The sequence below is a fragment of the Brevibacillus sp. DP1.3A genome (genome assembly GCF_013284245.2).
Classification (GTDB): Bacteria; Bacillota; Bacilli; order Brevibacillales; family Brevibacillaceae; genus Brevibacillus.
Genome location: NZ_CP085876.1, coordinates 605,573 through 626,858, shown reverse-complemented (window position 1 = coordinate 626,858; position 21,286 = coordinate 605,573). Strand labels below are relative to the sequence as shown.

The following is a 21,286-nucleotide window of genomic DNA, read 5'->3' as shown; positions in this document are numbered from 1 at the left end:
TATGGTTGACGTATTTATCAAGCAAAATTAGGAGAGAAGCTTACTTTGATGGTTTCGGAAACTGATTTTTCACGAGCCTTTTCTTCTGGAACCACGCGTTCTACATCTGCTCCCAAAGCCAGCAGCTTTTCCGTAAAGTTCACGTAGCCACGGTCAATATGGTGCAGGGCAGAAACCTCAGTCTCTCCCTCAGATACAAGCCCAGCCAGTACAAGTGCTGCACCTGCACGCAAGTCAGTTGCTGCTACCTTGCTGCCTGTCAGCTTGGAACCGCCTTCGACGATGGCACTGCGGCCTTCGATCTTGATGTTCGCATTCATGCGGCGGAACTCTTCCACGTGCATGAAGCGGTTCTCAAATACCGTTTCGGTCACAATGCTCGTTCCTTCTGAAACAAGCAAAAGCGCCATCATTTGCGACTGCATATCCGTCGGGAATCCAGGGTATGGCAGCGTTTTGAGGTCAACTGCTTTCATTGGGCCTGTACGGCGTACACGAATACCGTTTTCTTGCTCCTCAATGTCCACGCCCATTTCACGAAGCTTGGCAGTCACGGATTTGAGATGATCACAAATCGCACCTTCCACAAAGACATCCCCGCCAGTAATCGCTGCAGCAACCATGAAAGTTCCTGCTTCAATGCGGTCAGGAATGACACAATGTGTGCAGCCCTTCATCTTTTCCACACCTTCGATGCGGATAGATCCTGTACCCGCTCCGCGGATTTTTGCTCCCATCCGATTCAGGAAGTTCGCCAAATCAACGATCTCCGGCTCTTCTGCTGCATTTTCGATCAATGTGGTTCCCTCTGCCAAAGCAGCGGCCATCATAATATTTTCTGTTGCACCGACGCTAGCAATATCCAGGTAGATTTTCGCACCCTTCAATCGTCCTTCTACCGTCGCTTCAATAAACCCTTGTCCGATTTCGATTTTGGCTCCCATAGCCTCAAACCCTTTTAGGTGCTGGTCGATCGGGCGTGTACCAATGGCACATCCACCCGGAAGAGCGACACGAGCTTGTCCTTTTCTGGCTAAAAGCGGCCCCATCACGAGGAAAGATGCGCGCATTTTGCGGACCAGTTCATAGGACGCTTCTACACTCGTAAGCTTGGAAGCATCGATCGTCAGCACTTCATGATCATATGTAAGGGAGATTCCCATCGATTTCAAGAGGTCGCATATCGTCCGGACATCGTCGAGGCCTGGTACATCTGAGATGACGCAAGTCCCTTCTTCTGCCAAGATAGATGCTGCAATAATAGGGAGTACGGCATTTTTGGCGCCAGATACTTTTACATTTCCAGCCAATGCCTTACCACCACGGACAATAATTTTATCCAATGTGTACCCCTCCGCGTGCTAATATTCCACAGTGATGATTGGTGTACCTACCGTAATCCATGTTCCAGAATGGCTGTCACGATGCGTAGCCACCTGTAGATTCATCTTTTGACCGTTTAACGCGATGAATGGTTCCCACATAGGGGTATACCCTGAAATGCTGACAACCGTATCATCTTGCAAACGTTCTAATTCTGTCGCCTGGAGAGTACCAAAAATCGACAATATTTTACCCTCCTGTTGGTCAACACCCATCTTAACATTGTACAATCCGCGAATACAAGTGCTAATTTGCGGAATAAAGTCGGCGCTTTGCAGGGCATTCGTGAAGGTTTCCTGTACTTGTCCAATATATAGTAGGTTATCACGGTTTCCAGATAACTGAAGTACTAGATATACAGAAAATGCTCCGTTTTTAGGAACTCCTGTCACCTCGTAGCTCAGTTCCACGCCGTTTTGTGTGTATGTAGTCCTATATGCGAGTATGTTGTGTTTGCGCGATTGTTCGCTTGGGGAAAACGGAATCTCAAGTTGTTGTGCCCATTTTGTCGCCAACTCTTTTACTTGTTCAGGACGCAGGCCTTCTCCCATTGCCGTACGCATACGTACCTGAACCGATACACCCGTTGCGCCCGTTTCTTCTAGTACTTTCATCATTTCTGTCACAACCGGCTTTTCTTCCTTTGCTTGTGCAGGCATCCAATACACGGCCCCCATCACGAGCAATAGAGCCAGCACGCACCAACCAGACCATTTCCCCATTGATATCCTCTCCCTATGCTTACATGTATCTCTTTGTACTTCTCATTTTGTACATGTAGCTGGGTGGATATACCAGCGAATCGTCGTCTTTGGGTATTTAGTTGAACAAATTCCCGAATGTCAGGGACCAGCCCAAGTAATCAAGGAAAAAGCGGGACACTTCATATCCAATCACAATGGAAAGAAAAATTTGCAACAGCTTCGCCTGAGCACCATTTGGTTTTTTCAAAATCTTATCAAAGCGAAAGGATTGCAACGCCCACCAAGCGAGCCCAATAAACGCAATCGATAAAATGATACTCAACAAGCCATATACTTCTTGTGGCATGTTCGCTACCTCCTCATTACCCTTCCAAGAATCATAGAAAAAGGGACGGCCCGATCACGAGCCATCCCTTCTATTGTACCTGAAGTGCTATTCAGTTACGAGTATCACTGAGAGCTGGGAGAGAGCATGTTCCCAAAATCAAAGGACGGATTGAAATGAATCTGGATATAGTCGGTGACCAGACCCGGGAAAGCACCGAAGAAGACAGTAGCGATTGCCATGATGAGAATAAACATCCAAATGCCTTTTGGCACAACCATCGGTGCTTCAGTTGTCCCAGGACGCATGTACATCTGACGAATAATCCCAAAGTAGTAGTAGTAGGAAATGACGCTGGTGATGATCATAATCGCCGCCAGCCAGTAGTTTTCTACCACTAATGTACCCATGAACAGATAGAACTTCCCGAAGAAACCAACCGTAATCGGGATACCTGCCAAGGACAAGAGGAAGATGCTCATCGCAATCGCCATCACTGGTGAGCGATGATACAATCCGGCGAATCCTTTCAAATCCTCTGTCTCTTGCTCACGAGATACAACCATAATCACAGCGAAAGCACCAAAGCTGACGATCAAGTAACCGAACAGATAAAAGATCACTTCGCTGAAAAAGAGAGAGGTCGGCGGTACAAACGGCACGAGCAAATAGCCCGCTTGCGCAATACCTGAGTAAGCCATCATACGTTTGACGTTTGTCTGCCTGAGCGCCATCGTATTCCCGATAATCATCGAGGCCGCAGCCATCAACCCCAGATAGAGGCTTCCCTCTTCGAAAAAGAACCGTCCTGATCCCGTTCCATCGGAAACGTTGAAAAACGAGATCATCATCACTCGAAAGATCAGCGCGAACCCTGCTGCTTTTGACACAACTGCCAGGAAAGCAGTGACTGGGGTAGGAGCACCCTGATACACATCTGGCGCCCACATATGGTTAGGCGCTGCAGATATTTTGAATGCAAGACCTACTGCGAGAAACGCAAACGCCGTATAGACGAGGAACTGATAGCCCGCCATTCCCGCTTCTGCCAATCGGAATGAGATTTCATAAATATGTGTGGTTCCCGTGAGTCCGTACACGTACGACATCCCAAACAGGAGCACAGCAGTGGCAATACTTCCCGAAACGACGTATTTGAACGCCGACTCGTTGGAAAGCTGCGATTTTTTTCGCAATCCGACCAGTACATAGGACGAGAGAGACAATAGCTCCAGTCCCACAAACAAGGTAATCAAGTCAGCAGACGAAGCCATGACCATAGCCCCGAGAAGCCCGGTCAGCAGCAAATAGTAATACTCGCCTCTGTGCTGGATTTCCCCTGATTTCAGATAGGACAGCGAGATGAGAATGGCAAAAGCTGTCCCTGCCAGGAAAATCAACTTGAACGCATTGCCGTAATCATCGATTCGGATCATGTCGATCATGTAGCTATATGGCTTATCGAGAGCATTCATATTGATGATCACAAAGATCGCCGCTATGACCGTTGCCAGGAAGGATAGCCAACCGATGACCTGCTTGCCAAGGCGTTTACCCGCAAAAAGATCCAACAGTGATAAAAAGGTAGCAAAGCCAAGAATGATAAACTCGGGCAGAAGGTAGCTCCAGTCATATGAGAAAATATCTTTAACTTCCATGGATTACCCTCCTATTCCCGTTACGATAGGTACGATCGTTTTCAGCGCCTGCTGCATCGGATTCCCCAGAACTGCCGGATAAACCCCGATGAGAATAATACATCCCAATAGGACTACCATCGGTATGACTTCCATCGGCTGTGCATCAGCAAGTCCTGTACATCTACCTGGAGTAGGGCCAAAAGTCGTTTTCAAGATCGCTCTGAGTAAATACACCGCGGTGAGGACAATCCCGATCGCTCCCACTGCTGCCATTACTGGCAAACGACCAAACAGACCCAGGAAGGCAAAGAACTCACTAATGAATCCGGACATGCCCGGAAGTCCGAGTGAAGCCATCCCGCCTGCCAACAACACGCCGCTAAGAAACGGCATGGACTTGGCTAAACCGCCCAAATCGTCGAGCATCGATGTCTGTGTCCGATCCCAAATGACACCGATCAAGAAGAAGAGCAGTGCTGAGATAAAGCCGTGGGATACCACTTGGAACATCGCTCCCTGAAACCCAATCGTGTTCATCGAAGCGAAACCAAGCAAGACGATACCCATATGGCTGATACTAGAGTAAGCCAGCACCATTTTTAAATCCTTTTGTACGAAAGCCAGTACAGCTCCATACAAAATGTTGATAATCCCCAAAACTGCCATCCACATAGAGAAATCATAGGCCTGCTCTGGGAAGAAGCCGATTCCCATCCGCAAAAGACCGTACGCCCCCATCTTCAACAAAATACCGGAGTGAATCATGACGATAGAAGGTGGAGCCTGTACGTGTACGCGTAGCATCCACGTGTGGAACGGAAAGACTGGCAACTTGATCGCAAAAGCGATAAATAGCGCTAGGAAGATGCCAAAACGCATTTCCGGCGTAAGGATTTCGGTTATCGGATGCCCTGGTGTCGTCAGGATCGCCGTGATTTCATCCATATTGAGCGTCCGCATGATGACAAAGATTACGATGAAAGCCAGCAGCATAATCCCTGAACCGATTCCGTTATACAAAAGGAATTTGTTCGCCGCTTGTTCGCGCTCCCCATATCCCCAAATCCCGACAAGGAAGTACATCGGTACGAGTGTCAGCTCGAAGAAAATGAAGAACAGAAACAGATTGTCTGCAGCAAAGACTCCCAACATACCGATCAACAACAGGTGAAACAGGATAAAATACTCCTTCTGCCTCTTCTTGATCTGCCACGAAGCAATTGCTGCGAGGGTACCGATAATCGCCGTCAGCAAAATCAATGGCATCGAAATACCATCTACACCGAGTTCATAGTTGATCTCAAAAGCAAAGACGGTGCCTGCCTGAGCCATTCCAATCGGAATCGAAATCCAATTGTGCTTTTCTACGAACTGAAGATTGGCTGTCTCGTAATCAAACATGCCGAACATCCAACCTGCCAAGATAAGTGCCGGCAACGTTCCAAAAATCCCGACCTGCTTGATCACACCTGCATGTCGACTGGGGATAAAAGCCATGACGAGAATCGCCAGCAGCGGAGAGAACACCAGTGATGACAAAAGGATATTACCCAAAGAGTCCACCTCCCTTGGCCGTCAAACTGATGGCAATGATCAAGAGTAACAGACCGAATATGACCATTGCTCCATAGGACTGAATCTGCCCACTTTGTACTCTTGCGTGCAAAGATCCGATTCCTTGGGTGATTTTTGCTGTCAATCCAACCAAACCATCCACAATATACTTATCAAATACATCTAGGACAAATCCAAGCCAGCCTAATGGACGAACAATGACGTTGTGATACAGCTCATCGATGTAGTACTTCTTGTATGAGAGCTGATAGAGCCACGGCATTGCTTTTGGAATCGTGTCCGAGGAGATTGATTTCTTGCCGTACATCAGGTAAGCCAGCACGACTCCGAGAATCGAGATCAACAGAGCCACAATCTGCAACCAAGATGGTGCATGCTCATTGCCTTCCCCAAAAATGCTCGTGATTGCCGTCCCTGTGTTGGTTGACAACAACCAATCAGAGAGTAATGGCGCGTACGGTGTATTCACAAAGCCTGCGACAACCGCAAGCAATGCCAAGACCAAGAGTGGACCTGTCATGACTCCTGGAGATTCGTGCGCTTCGTGCTTGCCACGTGCCTTCCCTGCGAATGTCAGGAAGAACAGACGGAACATATAGAATGCGGTAAAGAATGCTGCTAAGAGCGCGATGAACAGTAAATCGTAGCGATGCGCTCCGTAAACAGCTCCCAGGATTGCTTCTTTCGACCAGAAACCAGCGAACGGAAAGATCCCCGCAATCGCCAAGCAACCGATCAAGAAAGTCAAAGCGGTGATCGGCATCTTTTTCCACAAGCCACCCATTTCGAATACATTCTGCGTATGTACGGCATGGATGACACTACCCGCTCCAAGGAAGAGCAATGCTTTGAAAAACGCGTGCGTCATCAAATGGAAGGAACCTGCTACATAACCAGCAGCACCAGCTACCCCCAATGCCATCATCATGTACCCGAGCTGACTGACTGTGGAATAAGCCAAGACACGCTTGATATCCCGTTGAGTCAGGCCGATCGAAGCTGCAAATATGGCGGTGAATCCTCCTACATACGCCACAACTGTCAAAGCCGTATCGGATGCGATAAACAGCGGATAGGTAGCAGCGACCAAATAAACACCAGCCGCGACCATCGTTGCCGCGTGAATTAATGCAGACACAGGTGTTGGACCTTCCATGGCATCAGGCAACCACGTATGAAGCGGAAATTGACCTGATTTCCCCATGGCCCCAATGAAAATGAGGATCGCCGCGAGCGTAATCATCCATGGTTCTAGTCGTCCGAGTGCGATACTCTCAAAAATCGCTCCGTACTCGAAACTTCCGGTCCACCAGAACAACAGACATATCCCGATGAACAGACCAAGATCCCCGATGCGTGTAACGATAAAAGCCTTTTTGGCAGCCGCTTTTGCCTCTGTCTTGAAGTAGTAGTAGCCAACGAGCAGGAAGGAGCATACCCCGACCAGCTCCCAGAAAATATATACTTGCAACAAATTTGGCGAGATGACTAATCCCAGCATGGAGAACGTGAACAGCGCTAGGTATTGATAAAACACTGGAAAGCGTTCATCCCCATGCATATAGCCTTTGGAATAGATTTGGACCAACAGACTGACCAATGTCACAATGACGAGCATCATGGCATTCAGCGGATTCACTTCGAATCCCATGTTGATCACGATATCGCCGATATGCAGCCAATCTATCACATAATTGTAATCGGTTCCCCCACCCTGGAATCTCTCCCAGAAGATGAGCACTGCGATTCCAAAAGAAACAGCCGTCAGGGTAATGCCCACTATGGCCGCTCCTTCTTTCAATTGGCGACCAAATGAGACGATCACGATGAAAGCAAGAAGCGGAAACAGAGGGATCAGCCAGGCATAGTGCATTAGAGTATCCATCTTTGTCCTCCTTTTCAGGTTTCCCTCTTATCGTTTCATTTGGTCCATTTCATCTACATTCACGGTCTCCTTGTTGCGATACAGCGCAATCAGGATCGCTAACCCTACGGCAACCTCGGCAGCTGCAACCGTCATCGTGAACAAGGTAAAGATTTGTCCTGTCACAGATGGATACAGTCCGAATTTGGAAAAGGCGACCAGGTTAATATTTACAGCATTTAGCATCAGCTCGATTGATAACAAGACGACGACTGCATTTCGCTTCGTCAATGCGCCGTACAAGCCTACACAAAAGAGAATCAAAGCAACCATTAAGTAGGAGGAAATACTTACTGTCATTCGTTATCCCCCTCCTTTTTCGCCATGATGATCGCCCCAACCAACGCGACCAACAACAGAACAGACAACAGCTCAAATGGTATGACGAATTTGGTGAATACTTCGATACCAATTTCTTTTGCATTATCTACAGGAGCCTCTGCAGGTGGCGGTGGCGCAGGCCACGGTGTATTTTGCACACCCCAGAACAATAATCCGAACAGAACGATTACGAAAAGCAGGATAAAACGGTTTTTCCATGTCCGGCCCGTTCCCTCATCGTTCGCATCATGCTTGGTCAGCATGATTCCAAAGAGCATCAGAATGGAGATAGCCCCTGAATAAACCAGAATTTGTGCGACCCCGACGAACTCCGCTCCCAGCAAAACAAACAGACCTGCAATGCTGATAAACGTAACGCCCAATGAGATGACCATGTGGACGACGCGCGTAAAGCTGATCATAAACACCGCGCCACCGATCGTCAGGAGAGACAGGATAAAAAAGGCAACGAATTCGCCTGTCATACTAATTCTCCTCCCTGACGTTCGTATTGTTGTCGTCGAGCCACTTCAAGTTCTTGTACAATTCGTCCCGGCTATAGGCAGCCAGTTCGAAGTTGTTTGTCATCACAATCGCTTCAGTGGGACAAACCTCTGTACACAGATCGCATAAAATGCACAGCTCAAAATTGATATCGTACGTATCGATAATCTTTCCCTTTTTCTCCGGATCAGGATGGGGCTTCCCTGTCAGTTGAATACACTCTGTCGGACAAATGCGTGCGCATTGGTTACAGACGATGCATTTTTCAGGAGAAAAGTGCTGAATACCGCGAAAGCGAGGCGGCATTGGAAAGGGCACATCCGGATAGAAGTGGGTTACCTTTTTCTCCGTGAGCTTTTTAAATGTATACCCCAGGCCTTTGGCCAGTCCTAGCATGTGTGTCACCCCTCAGGATTTGAGAACTTGGCTGCACCACGTTTTTGACGAAAGCTAGCTTTTGGCGAAGCAAGCCTATGGCGAAGCCTGCGCTATGAAAACAGTAGGACGTAGTCGTTTTCGATCAAGTCGCTACTAGAACATGCCATGTTGGTAAGATACCACTACGGCTGTGAGCAGGATGTTGAACAATGCCACGGGCAACAGCACTTTCCAGGCAAACGACATCAGTTGATCGACACGTAAGCGCGGCATCGTGGCGCGAATCCAAAACTGGAGGAAGACGTAAACTGAAAATTTAAGGATAAACCAGACGATTCCCGGAATGAAGTCCAACGATGGATGAATCGGCAACCATCCACCAAAAAAGAGAATCGTGATCAAGGCACCCATCCCGAACATGTACACATACTCCGCCAGCATGAACATCGCAAAACGGAAACCGGAGTACTCGACGTGGTAACCACCAACGAGCTCCGACTCTGCTTCTGGCAAGTCAAATGGCGTACGATTCAGCTCAGCCTGGGCAGCAATGATAAATACAACAAATCCGATAAACTGCGGAACAATATTCCAGACATCCCGCTGCGCCTCGACAATATCTTTGAGATTCATGCTGCCCGTCAATAGAACGATACCCACCACGGACATGACCAGCGGTACTTCATAGCTGATCATCTGCGCAGCGGAGCGGAGACCCCCGATCAGCGAATACTTGTTATTCGAGGCCCAGCCAGCCGTGATCACGCCTAATACGGTGATCCCAGACAAGGCGATATAGTACAACAGCCCTATTCCCAGATCAGCGAACCGAATGCTGTCCGTAAAAGGCATGACCGCCAATACGGCAAAAGCAGGGGCATAGGCCAATATTGGTGCTAAAGTGAACAACGCTTTGTCAGCGTGTTGCGGACGAATATCTTCCTTTAATAGCAGCTTGGCAACATCTGCAACCGTCTGGAGAAGTCCCAATGGTCCTACTCGATTCGGCCCGATGCGCAGCTGCATCCACCCTATCACTTTACGCTCAAAGTAAATGGCGTACGTAACGAATCCCAACACGACTGCAAGCAGTAAAACTGCCGCTACGATAAACCAGATCGTGGTCCCCCATGAGGGTGCTTGCTGCAAGAGAGTATTCATCAACAGTCAACCTCCCCGAGCACGATGTCGATACTGCCCAGGATGGCAACCATGTTCGAGAGGTTTTCCCCCTGCAACAGCTTAGGCAGAATTTGCAGATTGGTAAACGAAGGCCGTCTGAACTTCAATCTCCACGGTTTATCCTTACCTTGACTGGCAATGTAACAACCAATTTCTCCTCGCGGTGACTCGATGCGCACATATGTCTCCCCAGCAGGCGGGCGAATCACACGTGGTACTTTGCCCATGACTTCGCCCTCACTCGGAAATTGCTCCAATGCCTGCTCAAGAATTCGTAGAGATTGTTCAATTTCAGCCATGCGCAGATGATAGCGCGCCATGCAATCTCCCTCAGTGGCTGTCGGTACATCAAATTCAAAACGATCGTAAATGCAATACGGTTCGTCTTTGCGCAGGTCCCACTTGACACCTGTCGAGCGGAGCATGACACCTGATAGCGAGTAATCCAATGCCGTTTTTGTATCGAACTTGCCGATTCCATTGAGACGGTTAATAAAAATCTCGTTACCCGTCACCAGCTGATGGTAGTTATTCAATTCCTTCTTCATATATTGGACAAATTCTTTGGCTTTGTCTGTCCAGCCTGGAGGTGCATCCCATTTCACTCCGCCTACACGCATGTAGTTAAAGGTCATCCGCGCCCCGCATAGCTCATTAAACAAATCCAGGATCGTCTCCCGATCACGGAATGCATACAGGAAGGGCCCCATCGCACCAATGTCCAAAAGAAACGTTCCCCACCAAACCAAATGGCTCGCCACCCGGTTCAGTTCCATCGCGATCAATCGTAGAAACTGAGCTCGTTCTGGAATCTCCAACCCCATCATCGTTTCTACTGCGTGACAGAGAACGTAGTTGTTGGTCATGGCGGACACGTAGTCCATACGGTCTGTATAAGGAATAATTTGTGTATAGGTCAAGTTTTCAGCCAACTTCTCTGTACCTCGATGCAGATAACCCATCACCGGAATCGCTTCTTTAATGGTTTCCCCATCGATTTTTACTACCAAGCGAAATACTCCGTGTGTACTCGGATGCTGTGGACCTACGTTTAATAACATCTCTTCCGTACGAAGTCCTGTTTCAGAAGAGGTATCTACATGAGTCGTGAGGATGTTATGGTTCATCTGCTAAACCTCCTCGTCGTATTGCACATAATCTTTGCGCAGCGGATATCCTATCCAATCATCCGGCAACAGAATTCGACGTAAATCCTTATGTCCCGGGAAATGAATACCCAAAAGGTCAAAAGTCTCTCTTTCATTCCAATTTGCGCCATGCCAGAGGTCCATTACAGAAGCAACTTGTGACTCTTCTCTGCTCGTTTTGACCTTTACTGCCAAGCTTTGGCGATTTTTGTAAGAATAAAAGTGGTAGTATACCTCCAGGCGATCCTCGTAATCGACACCATGAAGATCGGACAGGTACTCAAAGCTTAATTGCTCATCATCTCTTAAAAATTGAGCAACTTGATGCCAACGTTCGTTTTGAATGGTGAGAGTTGGAACTTCCTTTCCCAGCTCGTTAATATACGAAGCCTCGATGACTTCCTGCCCAAATGCTTCGGAAATTCGTGACACGTATTTATCAAGATAGGGCTGGTTTTTAGAAGGTGCTTTCGGCGTTTCCTCTGCCGGGGTCTCATCCCCAGTCGCTTGCGCTGCTTTTGCCTTCGCTGCTGCTGCGGCGGCGGCTTTGGCTTTTGCGGCAGCTGCGGCCTTTGCCTTGGCGTCGTCATCACCGGATTCATCGCCGCCTGCTTCACGTGCGGCTTTTGCCTTTGCAGCTGCTGCTGCGGCAGCCTTTGCTTTTGCGGCAGCTGCGGCCTTCGCCTTGGCATCCGCATCTGAATCAGCTGTATCGGCTCCATTTTCCGCGGCTTCTTTTGCTTCCTTCGCTGCTCTTGCCTTGGCTAGTGCTTCTGCGGCAGCCGCTTTCTTGGCTGCAGCTTTTTCTTCCGGCGTCATTTCGGACACAGGCTTTGCTGGTGGTGAAGCAGCTTCTGCTTGTTCCTTCGCTGCTTCTGCCTTAGCTAGTGCTTCTGCCTTAGCTAGTGCTTCTGCGGCAGCTGCTTTTTTGGCTGCGGCTTTTTCTTCCGGCGTCATTTCGGACACAGGTTTTGCTGGTGGTGGAGAAGCTTCTGCCTGTTCCTTCGCCGCTTTTGCCTTGGCAATCGCTTCAGCCGCTGCTGCTTTCTTGGCTGCGGCTTTTTCCTCAGGTGTCATTTCGGACACAGGCTTTGCTGATGGAGAAGCAGCTTCTGCCTGTTCCTTCGCCGCTTCTGCCGCTGCTGCTTTCTTGGCTGCGGCTTTTTCCTCAGGTGTCATTTCGGACACAGGTTTTGCTTCCGGAGCAGAGACTTCCTCTTGTGGCTCTTGAGATGCCTCCACTGGGCTCGTCTCTTGGGAACCCTGCGCTTCCTGTTCTCTTAATTTTCGCAATGCTTCGGCCTTGGCACGGGCTTCAGCTGCTGCCGCTGCCTTTTCCTCCGGCGTCGGCTTGCGTTTCTCGTCGCTCATAGATTGGTCACCTGCTTCCCAGTCTTCGCTTCGTAACGGATTTTTTCTTGGAGCTTATTGATTCCGTAGATCAAAGCGGCAGGGTTAGGCGGACAACCTGGAATATATACGTCGACAGGCACAATCTGGTCTACACCTTTTACCACGCTGTACGAGCGCACGTACGGACCTCCCGCTGTCGCACAGGAGCCCATGGCAATCACCCACTTCGGTTCAGGCATTTGATCATACAGCCTGCGCAGCAGTGGCGCCATCTTTTTCGTGACGGTTCCGGCTACGATCATGACATCAGATTGTCTTGGGGATGCTCGAAAAATAACGCCAAACCGGTCGAGGTCATAACGCGCTCCACCCGTTCCCATCATCTCGATCGCGCAACAGGCCAAGCCGAAGGTTAATGGCCACAACGAGTTGCTACGAACCCATCCCTTCACTGTTTCCAATGTCGTGAACATGACGTTGCGATTCAATTCCTCTTGCAATTCAGGCGCAATGCTTGTCAGATCTAGTTCCATTCCAGCACCTTCTTTCTCCACGCGTAAATCAATCCTACGATGAGCAAGGATATAAAGATGACCATCTCGACTAAGGCAAAGAGCCCCAGTTCTTTGTAAGCGACGGCCCACGGATACAGAAAGAGTGTTTCTACATCAAAGATGACAAACATGAGGGCAAAGATGTAATACTTCACGTTGAAACGCACCCAGCTGTCACCAACAGGAATGTTACCGCTTTCATAAGTAGTTTGCTTCTCCCGTGTCGGTTTCTTTGGACGAAGTAATGGACCAACGAAACTGACTGTAGCCACGGGCAACAGCACGCCAAGAATCAAAAAGATCGCGACAATCACATAATTGTTGGTATAGATGTCACTCACCCACGTTCCCTCCGCTCTTGAGAAAGGTATGAATCGTCTTGCGCTGTCCTCCAGAAGAAGTTGAGACTCCCTCAAAAGGGTACTGCTCACAGCATCAAAGGTGTAGGTATGAACGCTGTCGCTAATTGATACTGCTAGAAAAAAATACCTTTATCATTATAGCAAATTGCCAATAGGGTGTCTAACGAAAGCCTTCCTTTTGTGCCATATAAAGGGAAAAAACTCAGGGATTTCTCCCTGAGTTTTTCCAGCATAGTATGATGACCAAACGAATATGCCTGTCTGGCTCTCATATTCTCTTAATTATTGAACGTTCTTTGAAAATTGCTGTCCGAGGAAATCCTCGTAAATGCGCTCCCATACAATCGTGAAGTTCATCTTCTCGTCTTCTGGGATCTCCAGCATATTTTCAATCGCATCTTCCATATATGGAGTCAGCTTGATCAGAACTTCTGCCAGCATCTGGTCATTGGTGTTCAGCAATTGCTTCATTTCTGCTTTGGACATGCTGAACGCATTTTCTTCTTGCTCATGCAGCTTCATTACGAGGCGGCTAAACATCGGATGAACCAATGCTTCCAGTTTAATATGAGCCAATGCAAGAGATTCTGCTTCACTCAGCTTGAACAACTCAGATGCATCTGGGAATGGATAAACCGGTACATCCCAAGCATCTCCATTATCGATTACCAGACCCCACTTCACGAAAAGCTCAATCGCCTCGTCAAGAGATGTCGGATATGCATAATCAGAACGGCTCATGAACGCTTTGAATCTGTTCAAGAGGTTTACGTAGCCTTTAAAATCCTCTTCAGACTTAAAGCCTTCTTGCACAGGCTCGGTGAATGTGCCTTTCAATGCATCGAACTCGTCCAGAGCTTTTCTCATTTCTTCTTTTGACTCATGCTTCGTTACTACATAGCACATTGCCTGGAAGAGAACATTCATTTCATGAGATAGCACGCTTGTCCAGCCATTAGCCGCAAAGCTGCTAGGAATCACTACGCCATCTTGATTGTGGCGGATATCGCGAACGGTTTGCATCAATTACACTCTCCTTTAATCCCAATAGCCAATGCCGCTTTTTCCCGCTGTTTTTCATGCTAACGTAGCTCGTCGGCAGGGCATTAGGTCTATTATACACAGAAACATTAGGCAATTACCAACTGGAAATATCATGCCCGATTTCCATGGCTCATCATTCATCGCCTTATAACCGAAAAATCCCCGCAGCCACATGGGCGCGGGGATATCAAGCTTACGCTTTACTTCGCTACGTCGAGACGTGCCATCGCACGTTGTAGCGCGCGTTCTGCACGCTTGACGTCGAGCTCGGCATATTTCTCAGCCAAACGCTTTTCAGCACGCTCTTTCGCTGCCTTCGCGCGTTCAACATCGATGTCTCCCGGCAATTCAGCCGTTTCAGCAAGGATGGTCACTTTATCGCCGCGAACTTCCATGAAGCCGCCGCTTACAGCCATCTTTACTTCTTTATCGCCTTCTGTCTTAATCCGAACTGGCGCTGTTTTCAGCGGGGTTACCAACGGCACGTGGTTCGGCATAATACCGATTTCCCCTTGCAAGCCGCGAGCAATCACCATTTCAGCCTGACCGCTGTAGACAACCCGTTCAGGAGTTACGACTTCAACTGTCATCTTACTCACTTACTCGTCTCCCCTTTCCAGGGTGTCTTACGCCATTTTCTTCGCTTTTTCTACCGCTTCTTCAATTGTACCTACGTACAGGAACGCGCCCTCTGGCAGGTGGTCATGCTTACCTTCGAGGATTTCCTTGAAGCTGCGAACGGTTTCTTTCAATGGCACGTATTGGCCTGGGTTACCAGTGAACTGCTCGGCAACGTGGAAGGACTGGGACAAGAAACGTTGAATACGGCGTGCGCGTCCAACTACTTGCTTGTCGTCGTCGCTCAACTCGTCCATACCGAGAATCGCGATGATATCTTGCAGTTCTTTGTAACGTTGCAGGATTTTTTGAACGCTACGAGCCACATCATAGTGTTCTTGTCCTACTACATCAGGAGCCAGAGCACGAGAAGTGGATGCGAGTGGGTCTACCGCAGGGAAGATACCCAACTCAGCGATGGAACGCTCCAAGTTCGTTGTAGCGTCCAAGTGAGCAAACGTAGTAGCAGGAGCCGGGTCAGTGTAGTCATCCGCTGGTACGTAGATCGCTTGAATGGACGTTACGGAACCTTTTTTCGTGGAAGTAATACGCTCTTGCAGCTGACCCATTTCGGTAGCCAATGTTGGCTGGTAACCTACCGCAGATGGCATACGGCCCAAGAGAGCAGAAACTTCGGAACCCGCTTGAGTAAAGCGGAAGATGTTATCAACAAAGAGAAGAACGTCGCGGCCTTCTTCATCACGGAAGTATTCCGCCATAGTCAGACCAGTCAACGCTACACGAAGACGTGCACCAGGCGGTTCGTTCATCTGACCGAATACCATCGCGGTTTTCGGCAGTACGCCTGCGTCTTTCATCTCGTGGTACAGGTCGTTACCTTCACGGGTACGCTCACCTACACCAGCGAATACGGAAATACCACCGTGCTCTTGCGCGATGTTGTTGATCAGCTCTTGAATAGTAACGGTTTTACCTACACCCGCACCACCAAACAGACCGATCTTACCACCCTTGATGTACGGAGCCAAGAGGTCAATAACTTTGATACCTGTTTCCAGGATCTCAACAGTCGTTGCTTGGTCTACGAACTCAGGAGCTTTACGGTGAATTGGGTCACGACGATCTACTTGACCAAGTTCTTGCAGGTCGATCGGCTCACCCAATACGTTAAATACGCGTCCGAGGGTAATTGCACCCACTGGAACGGAGATAGCTGCACCTGTATCAACTGCTTCCATGCCACGAACCAAACCGTCAGTGGAAGACATCGCAACGGTACGAACCAAGTTATCGCCCAAATGAGTAGCAACCTCAACAGTCAAGTTGATGTCGCGCTCACCAGCGCTTTGTGCTTTATGTTGAATCTTGATCGCATTGTAAATGGCAGGCAGGTGTCCGCGGTCGAACTCGACGTCAACAACCGGACCCATTACCTGAACCACGCGTCCATTCGCCATCTTACTTCTTCCCTCCTGTAAAGCTAAATTGGGAGCTATTCGCTGCCACTAAGCCTGTGCGTTTGCACCTGCAACGATCTCGGAAATCTCTTGTGTAATGGCTGCCTGACGAGCACGGTTGTAGCTCAACGTTAAACGGTTGATCATATCCGTAGCATTGTCTGTCGCGCTGCCCATTGCCGTCATACGGGAACCTTCTTCAGAAGCTTTTGCTTCGAGGAGTGCACTGTAAACCAGTGTTTCCGCATATTTCGGCAACAGATCCGCCAATACTTCTTCCGAGGACGGCTCATACTCGTAATTCAATTCGCGCGCATTGTTGCTCTCGGGAGCTTCCAATGGCAGCAATTGTTTTACGGTAGGTATTTGCGAAATTGCACTTTGGAACTTGTTGTAGCACAGGTACAGTTCGTCAATCTGCTCATTCTCGAACATTTGGACTGCTGCACCGGCAATTTTCTTGATATCAGCAAAGGCTGGGCTAGCTGGCAGACCTGTAACTTCCTCCAAAAGCGGGTAGTTCCGTTTGCTGAAGAAGTCACGACCTTTGCGGCCAATCACAAAAATACCGTACTCATCCTTGGACTTGTGCTTCTCGTTAATGGTAGTTACCACTTTACGGAGAATGTTGGCATTGTAACCCCCAGCAAGTCCACGGTCGGAAGTGATGACAATATAACCAGTCTTTTTCACCGGACGATTTTGCAACATTGGATGTTTGGAAGCAGAGTTCCCACTCGCGATGCTTGCGATCACTTCTTGGATCTTGTCAGCATACGGGCGTGCCGCCTCAGCTTTATCCTGATTACGGCGAAGCTTTGCAGCCGCCACCATTTTCATCGCTTTCGTGATTTGGCGCATATCTTTTTTACTTTTGATACTGCGTCGAATCTCACGTATTCCTTTAGCCACTCGTTTTCACCACCTTGAGGACGCATGCACGGGCAAATGGCCCGGCATGCATCTGATGTCTATCAGGTTAACGATTAGCGAGTTACCGAAAAGCCTTTTTTGAACTCTTCGATCGCTGCGTTGAATTCTTTTTCATCTGGAAGGTCTTTCGTTGTGCGGATGTGCTCCAACAGTTGCGGTTTGTTGGAATCCAAGAAAGACAACATCTCTTTCTCAAAGCGGCGCACTTCTGCTATTGGAATGTCATCCAGGAAACCTCTTGTAGCGCTATAGATAGAAGCAACTTGCTTCTCAACAGACATTGGATCGAACTGACCTTGTTTCATGATTTCCATCAAGCGCTCACCACGGGTCAGACGAGCTTGGGTCGCTTTGTCCAGATCGGAACCGAACTGAGCAAACGCAGCCAACTCACGGTATTGAGCCAACTCGAGCTTGAGTGGACCTGCTACCTTTTTCATCGCCTTGATTTGCGCGGAACCACCTACACGGGATACAGAAAGACCGGTGTTAACCGCTGGACGTTGACCTGCGTTGAACAAGTCTGTCTCCAGGAAGATCTGACCGTCCGTGATGGAGATCACGTTGGTTGGAATGTACGCGGAAATGTCACCCGCTTGGGTTTCGATGAATGGCAGAGCCGTAATGGAACCAGCACCCAACTCATCAGACAGTTTCGCAGCGCGCTCCAGCAAGCGGGAGTGCAAGTAGAATACGTCACCAGGATATGCTTCGCGACCTGGAGGACGGCGGAGCAAGAGGGACATTTCGCGGTATGCAGAAGCCTGTTTGGACAGGTCATCGTATACGCACAGAACGTGTCCGCCTTTGTACATGAAGTACTCAGCCATTGTTACACCAGTATAAGGAGCCAGGTACAACATTGGAGCTGGGTCAGACGCAGTTGCAGAAACGATGATGGTGTAATCTAGAGCACCTGCTTTACGCAGTGTTTCTACGATGTTTGCAACGGTGGATTGCTTTTGACCGATTGCAACGTAGATACAAATCATGTCTTTACCTTTTTGGTTGATGATCGTGTCGAGCGCCACTGCTGTTTTACCAGTTTGGCGGTCACCAATGATCAACTCACGCTGTCCACGACCAACTGGGATCATCGCGTCAATCGCTTTGATACCTGTTTGGAGTGGCTCGTGTACGGATTTACGCGCCATAACGCCAGGAGCTGGGCTCTCGATTGGGCGGAAACCGTCATTTGCGATAGGGCCTTGACCATCGATTGGTTGACCCAGTGGGTTTACAACGCGGCCGAGCAGCGCTTCCCCTACTGGAACTTCCATAACGCGGCCGGTACGTTTTACAGTATCGCCTTCCTTAATGTCGCGGAAAGGTCCCATAATAACGACACCCACGTTATCTTCTTCCAAGTTGAGTACCATACCCATTACGCCATTTTGGAACTCGAGAAGCTCCCCTTGCATGGCCTTTTCCAAACCGTGGACACGAGCAATACCGTCACCTACTTGGATGACTGTGCCTACATCCACAACTTCGATTTCAGATTTAAAGTTAGCGATCCGCTCTTTAATGAGGGAGCTAATCTCTTCTGGTCTGATTGCACTCACTTAATTCACCCCATTCATCCAACTTCGTAAAAGCCATCGAACTTTACGCCTTTTGCGCAAAGGTTTCCAACTTCGTTTTCAGACTGCCATCGTACAGACGGTCGCCAATTTTGATAATAATGCCGCCGAGAATCGCTGGATCTACAACTGCTGTCATACGCAGCTTTTTGTTCAGCGTTTGACCGAACTTCTCAGCCAGCTCATTTTGCTCTTCAACAGAAAGCGGCTTTGCACTTGTCAAAATTGCATCTGCGAATCCACGAGCTTCGTTCGCCAATTGTACAAAAGAACGGTAGATATCAACCAAATCAACTTCGCGTCCGTTCTCAATCAGGACGTTCAGGAAATTAAAGGTTTCTTCCCCTACATGGCTTTTGAACAATTCGTCAGCGAGCTGGCTTTTCGCATCTGCTGCGATGTGCGGGTGCAACATGATCTTTTTCAGATCTTCATTGCCTTCAACCGCTTCCACGATCGCACCCAGGTCTGCTTCTACCTGATCAATCTTGCTACGCTCACTCGCTACTTCAAAGAGAGCGCGAGCATAACGTTTTCCTACTGCGCTACTCATAGGCGATCTCCCACTTGTGCGAGAAATTTGTCAACAGTAGACTTTTGAGCTGCTTCGTCCAGTTCTTTCTCAATGATCTTGGAAGCCAAGAGCACGGAAAGACCAGTCATTTGCTCACGCAGTTCGAGTTTTGCTTTTTCTACTTCACGAGCCAGTTCAGCACTTGCATCTGCTTTCATGCGCTCAGAAGCTGCTTGTGCTTCAGCAACGATTTTGCTTGCTTCATCAGACGCTTGCTTTGCAGCACGGTCGATGATCGCTTTAGATTCAGCGCGAGCTTCATCCAAAAGACGGCGTTGTTCAGCCAAAAGCTTTTCGGATTCCTTGTGGTTGCGTTCCGCAGTGGCGAGCTCGTTCTCAACATGAGCACGGCGCTTTTCCAACACGCTCGCAATCGGTCCTGTTGCATATTTGGAAACAACGATCAACAGCAAAATGAAAATAATCACCTGGAGTAGTAATGTGCCCCATTCCAGGGATACGGCTCCAAACTCAACCATTTTTAGTTCACTCCTTCCTGACAAACGAAAGATTCTGCAATAAGTTCTTTACGTACTTACCAGAATTATTACTAGAAGACTTCCATGCCAAGCTTGTGGCCGAAGCCTGATTTTTCCCTACTAAAAGATAGGCGAAGGTGACCCTCCGCCTATTTAATACTGTTCAACTGTTCGCTTAGCCCAGACGACCCATCAAGATGAAGCCTACAGCTACAGCGATAATTGGAATCGCCTCTACGAGACCCATACCGAGGAACATGATACCCATCAGGTTACCACGAGCTTCAGGTTGACGAGCAACACCTTCAATTGTTTTAGAGATTACGTTACTTGCACCAAAAGCACCACCAAGTGCTGCCAAACCGAAAATAAGACCCATAGCAATAGCTACACCCATAACTTCCATGTTAAAAATACCTCCCTAAATTGTTGTTAACAAATAACTAGATTTTAGTGTTCATCATTCACAAGTTGTGAAATGTAAACCATAGAAAGAGTCAAGAAAATGAACGCCTGAATTGCACCTACGAAGACGGAGTAGCCGAGCCAGATAAACAATGGTGCCGCGGCCAAAACTCCCCCACTCAACAGGAAGGCAATCATGATCTCTTTTGCAAAGAGGTTACCGAACAAACGCAGAGGAAGCGTCAACGGTTTAATGATAAACTCCTCAAGAATGTGGATCGGGTTGAGGAATACGTGCTTAAACCAACCACCTGGACTTTTCTTAATACCGAGGTAGTGGGAGTAGAGCAACACTACCAATGCCAAACCAAATGTTACGCTTGGTGTAGCAGTTGGAGACTTCCACCAGATTACATGAGCTCCTTTATCAGCCAGCTCGTGCTCAACGGTTTCGCGCTTCTTCGCTTCGGCTTCTGGCGTAGGAGCAATCGTCAGCATCTTCATAACACTTTCGCTGATTTCACCTTTGTGCACTGTAGTGACGTTGGCGATAACACCTAGCTGGTTCCCAATGAAGATGTAGAGAAACAACGTAATACCAAGCGTCATCATCATCATGACTTTCTTGTGATCCATGTATCCTGCAGTAACGTTTTTGACAAAGTCAAAAATCCACTCAACTGCATTTTGCTTAGCACCAGGTACTCCTGTTTCCAGCTTTCGTGTCATTACAAACAGGAAGATAAACACAAGCAGTGCGGTAAGAACCATCATGAGAATCGTAGCGATGTCAAATACCATGCCGCCTAAATCAAACCGTAACGTATAATGATGACCCATCTTTTCACCCCTTTCCATTGATAGATAGAGGTTGTCCGA

General features: G+C 48.4%; 23 protein-coding genes. All 23 read right to left on the bottom strand.

Translation table 11 applies throughout. From position 1 onward, the window contains the following. Positions 1-17: 17 nt before the first annotated feature. A complete protein-coding gene (murA, locus tag HP399_RS03215) occupies positions 18-1,343 on the bottom strand; it encodes a UDP-N-acetylglucosamine 1-carboxyvinyltransferase (RefSeq protein WP_173619692.1) in 1,326 nt (441 codons plus the stop codon). Positions 1,344-1,361: 18 nt separating this feature from the next. After that, entirely contained in the window at positions 1,362-2,105 is a 744-nt protein-coding gene (locus HP399_RS03210; protein WP_173619693.1) for a YwmB family TATA-box binding protein, read from the bottom strand. Between the two features lie 97 nt (positions 2,106-2,202). Next, positions 2,203-2,433, bottom strand: coding sequence for a DUF1146 family protein (locus HP399_RS03205; protein ID WP_007722081.1), 231 nt, complete (start codon positions 2,431-2,433; stop codon positions 2,203-2,205). Between the two features lie 104 nt (positions 2,434-2,537). Then, on the bottom strand, positions 2,538-4,070 hold the full coding sequence (gene nuoN / locus HP399_RS03200) for an NADH-quinone oxidoreductase subunit NuoN (protein ID WP_173619694.1): 1,533 nt from the start codon (positions 4,068-4,070) through the stop codon (positions 2,538-2,540). A 3-nt stretch (positions 4,071-4,073) separates the two neighbouring features. After that, positions 4,074-5,606 (bottom strand): complex I subunit 4 family protein, encoded by a 1,533-nt coding sequence (locus tag HP399_RS03195; protein WP_173619695.1) that lies wholly within the window; start codon positions 5,604-5,606, stop codon positions 4,074-4,076. Further along, on the bottom strand, positions 5,599-7,512 hold the full coding sequence (nuoL, locus tag HP399_RS03190; protein ID WP_173619696.1) for an NADH-quinone oxidoreductase subunit L: 1,914 nt from the start codon (positions 7,510-7,512) through the stop codon (positions 5,599-5,601). The genes HP399_RS03195 and nuoL overlap by 8 nt, the downstream gene beginning before the upstream one ends. Positions 7,513-7,539: 27 nt before the next feature. Further along, a complete protein-coding gene (nuoK, locus tag HP399_RS03185) occupies positions 7,540-7,851 on the bottom strand; it encodes an NADH-quinone oxidoreductase subunit NuoK (protein ID WP_007722089.1) in 312 nt (103 codons plus the stop codon). Beyond that, a complete protein-coding gene (locus HP399_RS03180) occupies positions 7,848-8,357 on the bottom strand; it encodes an NADH-quinone oxidoreductase subunit J (protein WP_173619697.1) in 510 nt (169 codons plus the stop codon). The genes nuoK and HP399_RS03180 overlap by 4 nt, the downstream gene beginning before the upstream one ends. A 1-nt stretch (position 8,358) precedes the next feature. After that, positions 8,359-8,772: an NADH-quinone oxidoreductase subunit NuoI gene (gene nuoI, locus HP399_RS03175; protein ID WP_007722093.1), complete on the bottom strand. Its 414-nt coding sequence runs from the start codon at positions 8,770-8,772 to the stop codon at positions 8,359-8,361. 135 nt (positions 8,773-8,907) lie between these two features. Beyond that, positions 8,908-9,918, bottom strand: coding sequence for an NADH-quinone oxidoreductase subunit NuoH (gene nuoH, locus HP399_RS03170; RefSeq protein ID WP_173619698.1), 1,011 nt, complete (start codon positions 9,916-9,918; stop codon positions 8,908-8,910). Beyond that, entirely contained in the window at positions 9,915-11,063 is a 1,149-nt protein-coding gene (locus HP399_RS03165) for an NADH-quinone oxidoreductase subunit D (protein WP_016740195.1), read from the bottom strand. Before HP399_RS03165 ends, nuoH begins: the two co-directional genes overlap by 4 nt. Before the next feature lie 3 nt (positions 11,064-11,066). Continuing rightward, positions 11,067-12,455 (bottom strand): NADH-quinone oxidoreductase subunit C, encoded by a 1,389-nt coding sequence (locus tag HP399_RS03160; protein ID WP_173619699.1) that lies wholly within the window; start codon positions 12,453-12,455, stop codon positions 11,067-11,069. Then, on the bottom strand, positions 12,452-12,970 hold the full coding sequence (locus tag HP399_RS03155) for a NuoB/complex I 20 kDa subunit family protein (protein ID WP_007725455.1): 519 nt from the start codon (positions 12,968-12,970) through the stop codon (positions 12,452-12,454). Before HP399_RS03155 ends, HP399_RS03160 begins: the two co-directional genes overlap by 4 nt. Then, positions 12,961-13,332: an NADH-quinone oxidoreductase subunit A gene (locus HP399_RS03150; protein ID WP_007725457.1), complete on the bottom strand. Its 372-nt coding sequence runs from the start codon at positions 13,330-13,332 to the stop codon at positions 12,961-12,963. The genes HP399_RS03155 and HP399_RS03150 overlap by 10 nt, the downstream gene beginning before the upstream one ends. A 303-nt stretch (positions 13,333-13,635) precedes the next feature. Beyond that, entirely contained in the window at positions 13,636-14,376 is a 741-nt protein-coding gene (locus HP399_RS03145) for a DUF6042 family protein (protein WP_173619700.1), read from the bottom strand. 221 nt (positions 14,377-14,597) lie between these two features. Continuing rightward, positions 14,598-14,996: a F0F1 ATP synthase subunit epsilon gene (locus HP399_RS03140; protein ID WP_017252349.1), complete on the bottom strand. Its 399-nt coding sequence runs from the start codon at positions 14,994-14,996 to the stop codon at positions 14,598-14,600. Positions 14,997-15,023: 27 nt separating this feature from the next. After that, the gene (gene atpD, locus HP399_RS03135) at positions 15,024-16,433 is read right to left on the bottom strand and encodes a F0F1 ATP synthase subunit beta (protein ID WP_007725462.1); all 1,410 of its coding nucleotides are present in this window, start codon (positions 16,431-16,433) and stop codon (positions 15,024-15,026) included. A gap of 48 nt (positions 16,434-16,481) precedes the next feature. Further along, positions 16,482-17,345 carry an ATP synthase F1 subunit gamma gene (gene atpG, locus HP399_RS03130; protein WP_173619701.1) on the bottom strand — a complete coding sequence of 288 codons (864 nt, stop codon included), beginning with the start codon at positions 17,343-17,345 and terminating at the stop codon, positions 16,482-16,484. Between the two features lie 74 nt (positions 17,346-17,419). Continuing rightward, positions 17,420-18,931 carry a F0F1 ATP synthase subunit alpha gene (gene atpA / locus HP399_RS03125; RefSeq protein ID WP_106839721.1) on the bottom strand — a complete coding sequence of 504 codons (1,512 nt, stop codon included), beginning with the start codon at positions 18,929-18,931 and terminating at the stop codon, positions 17,420-17,422. A 43-nt stretch (positions 18,932-18,974) separates the two neighbouring features. Then, positions 18,975-19,502: a F0F1 ATP synthase subunit delta gene (locus HP399_RS03120; protein WP_173619702.1), complete on the bottom strand. Its 528-nt coding sequence runs from the start codon at positions 19,500-19,502 to the stop codon at positions 18,975-18,977. Next, a complete protein-coding gene (gene atpF / locus HP399_RS03115) occupies positions 19,499-20,002 on the bottom strand; it encodes a F0F1 ATP synthase subunit B (RefSeq protein WP_173619703.1) in 504 nt (167 codons plus the stop codon). Before atpF ends, HP399_RS03120 begins: the two co-directional genes overlap by 4 nt. Before the next feature lie 175 nt (positions 20,003-20,177). Further along, positions 20,178-20,408 (bottom strand): F0F1 ATP synthase subunit C, encoded by a 231-nt coding sequence (atpE, locus tag HP399_RS03110; RefSeq protein ID WP_017252354.1) that lies wholly within the window; start codon positions 20,406-20,408, stop codon positions 20,178-20,180. Positions 20,409-20,452: 44 nt separating this feature from the next. Then, on the bottom strand, positions 20,453-21,247 hold the full coding sequence (atpB, locus tag HP399_RS03105; RefSeq protein WP_173619704.1) for a F0F1 ATP synthase subunit A: 795 nt from the start codon (positions 21,245-21,247) through the stop codon (positions 20,453-20,455). Between the last annotated feature and the right edge of the window lie 39 nt (positions 21,248-21,286).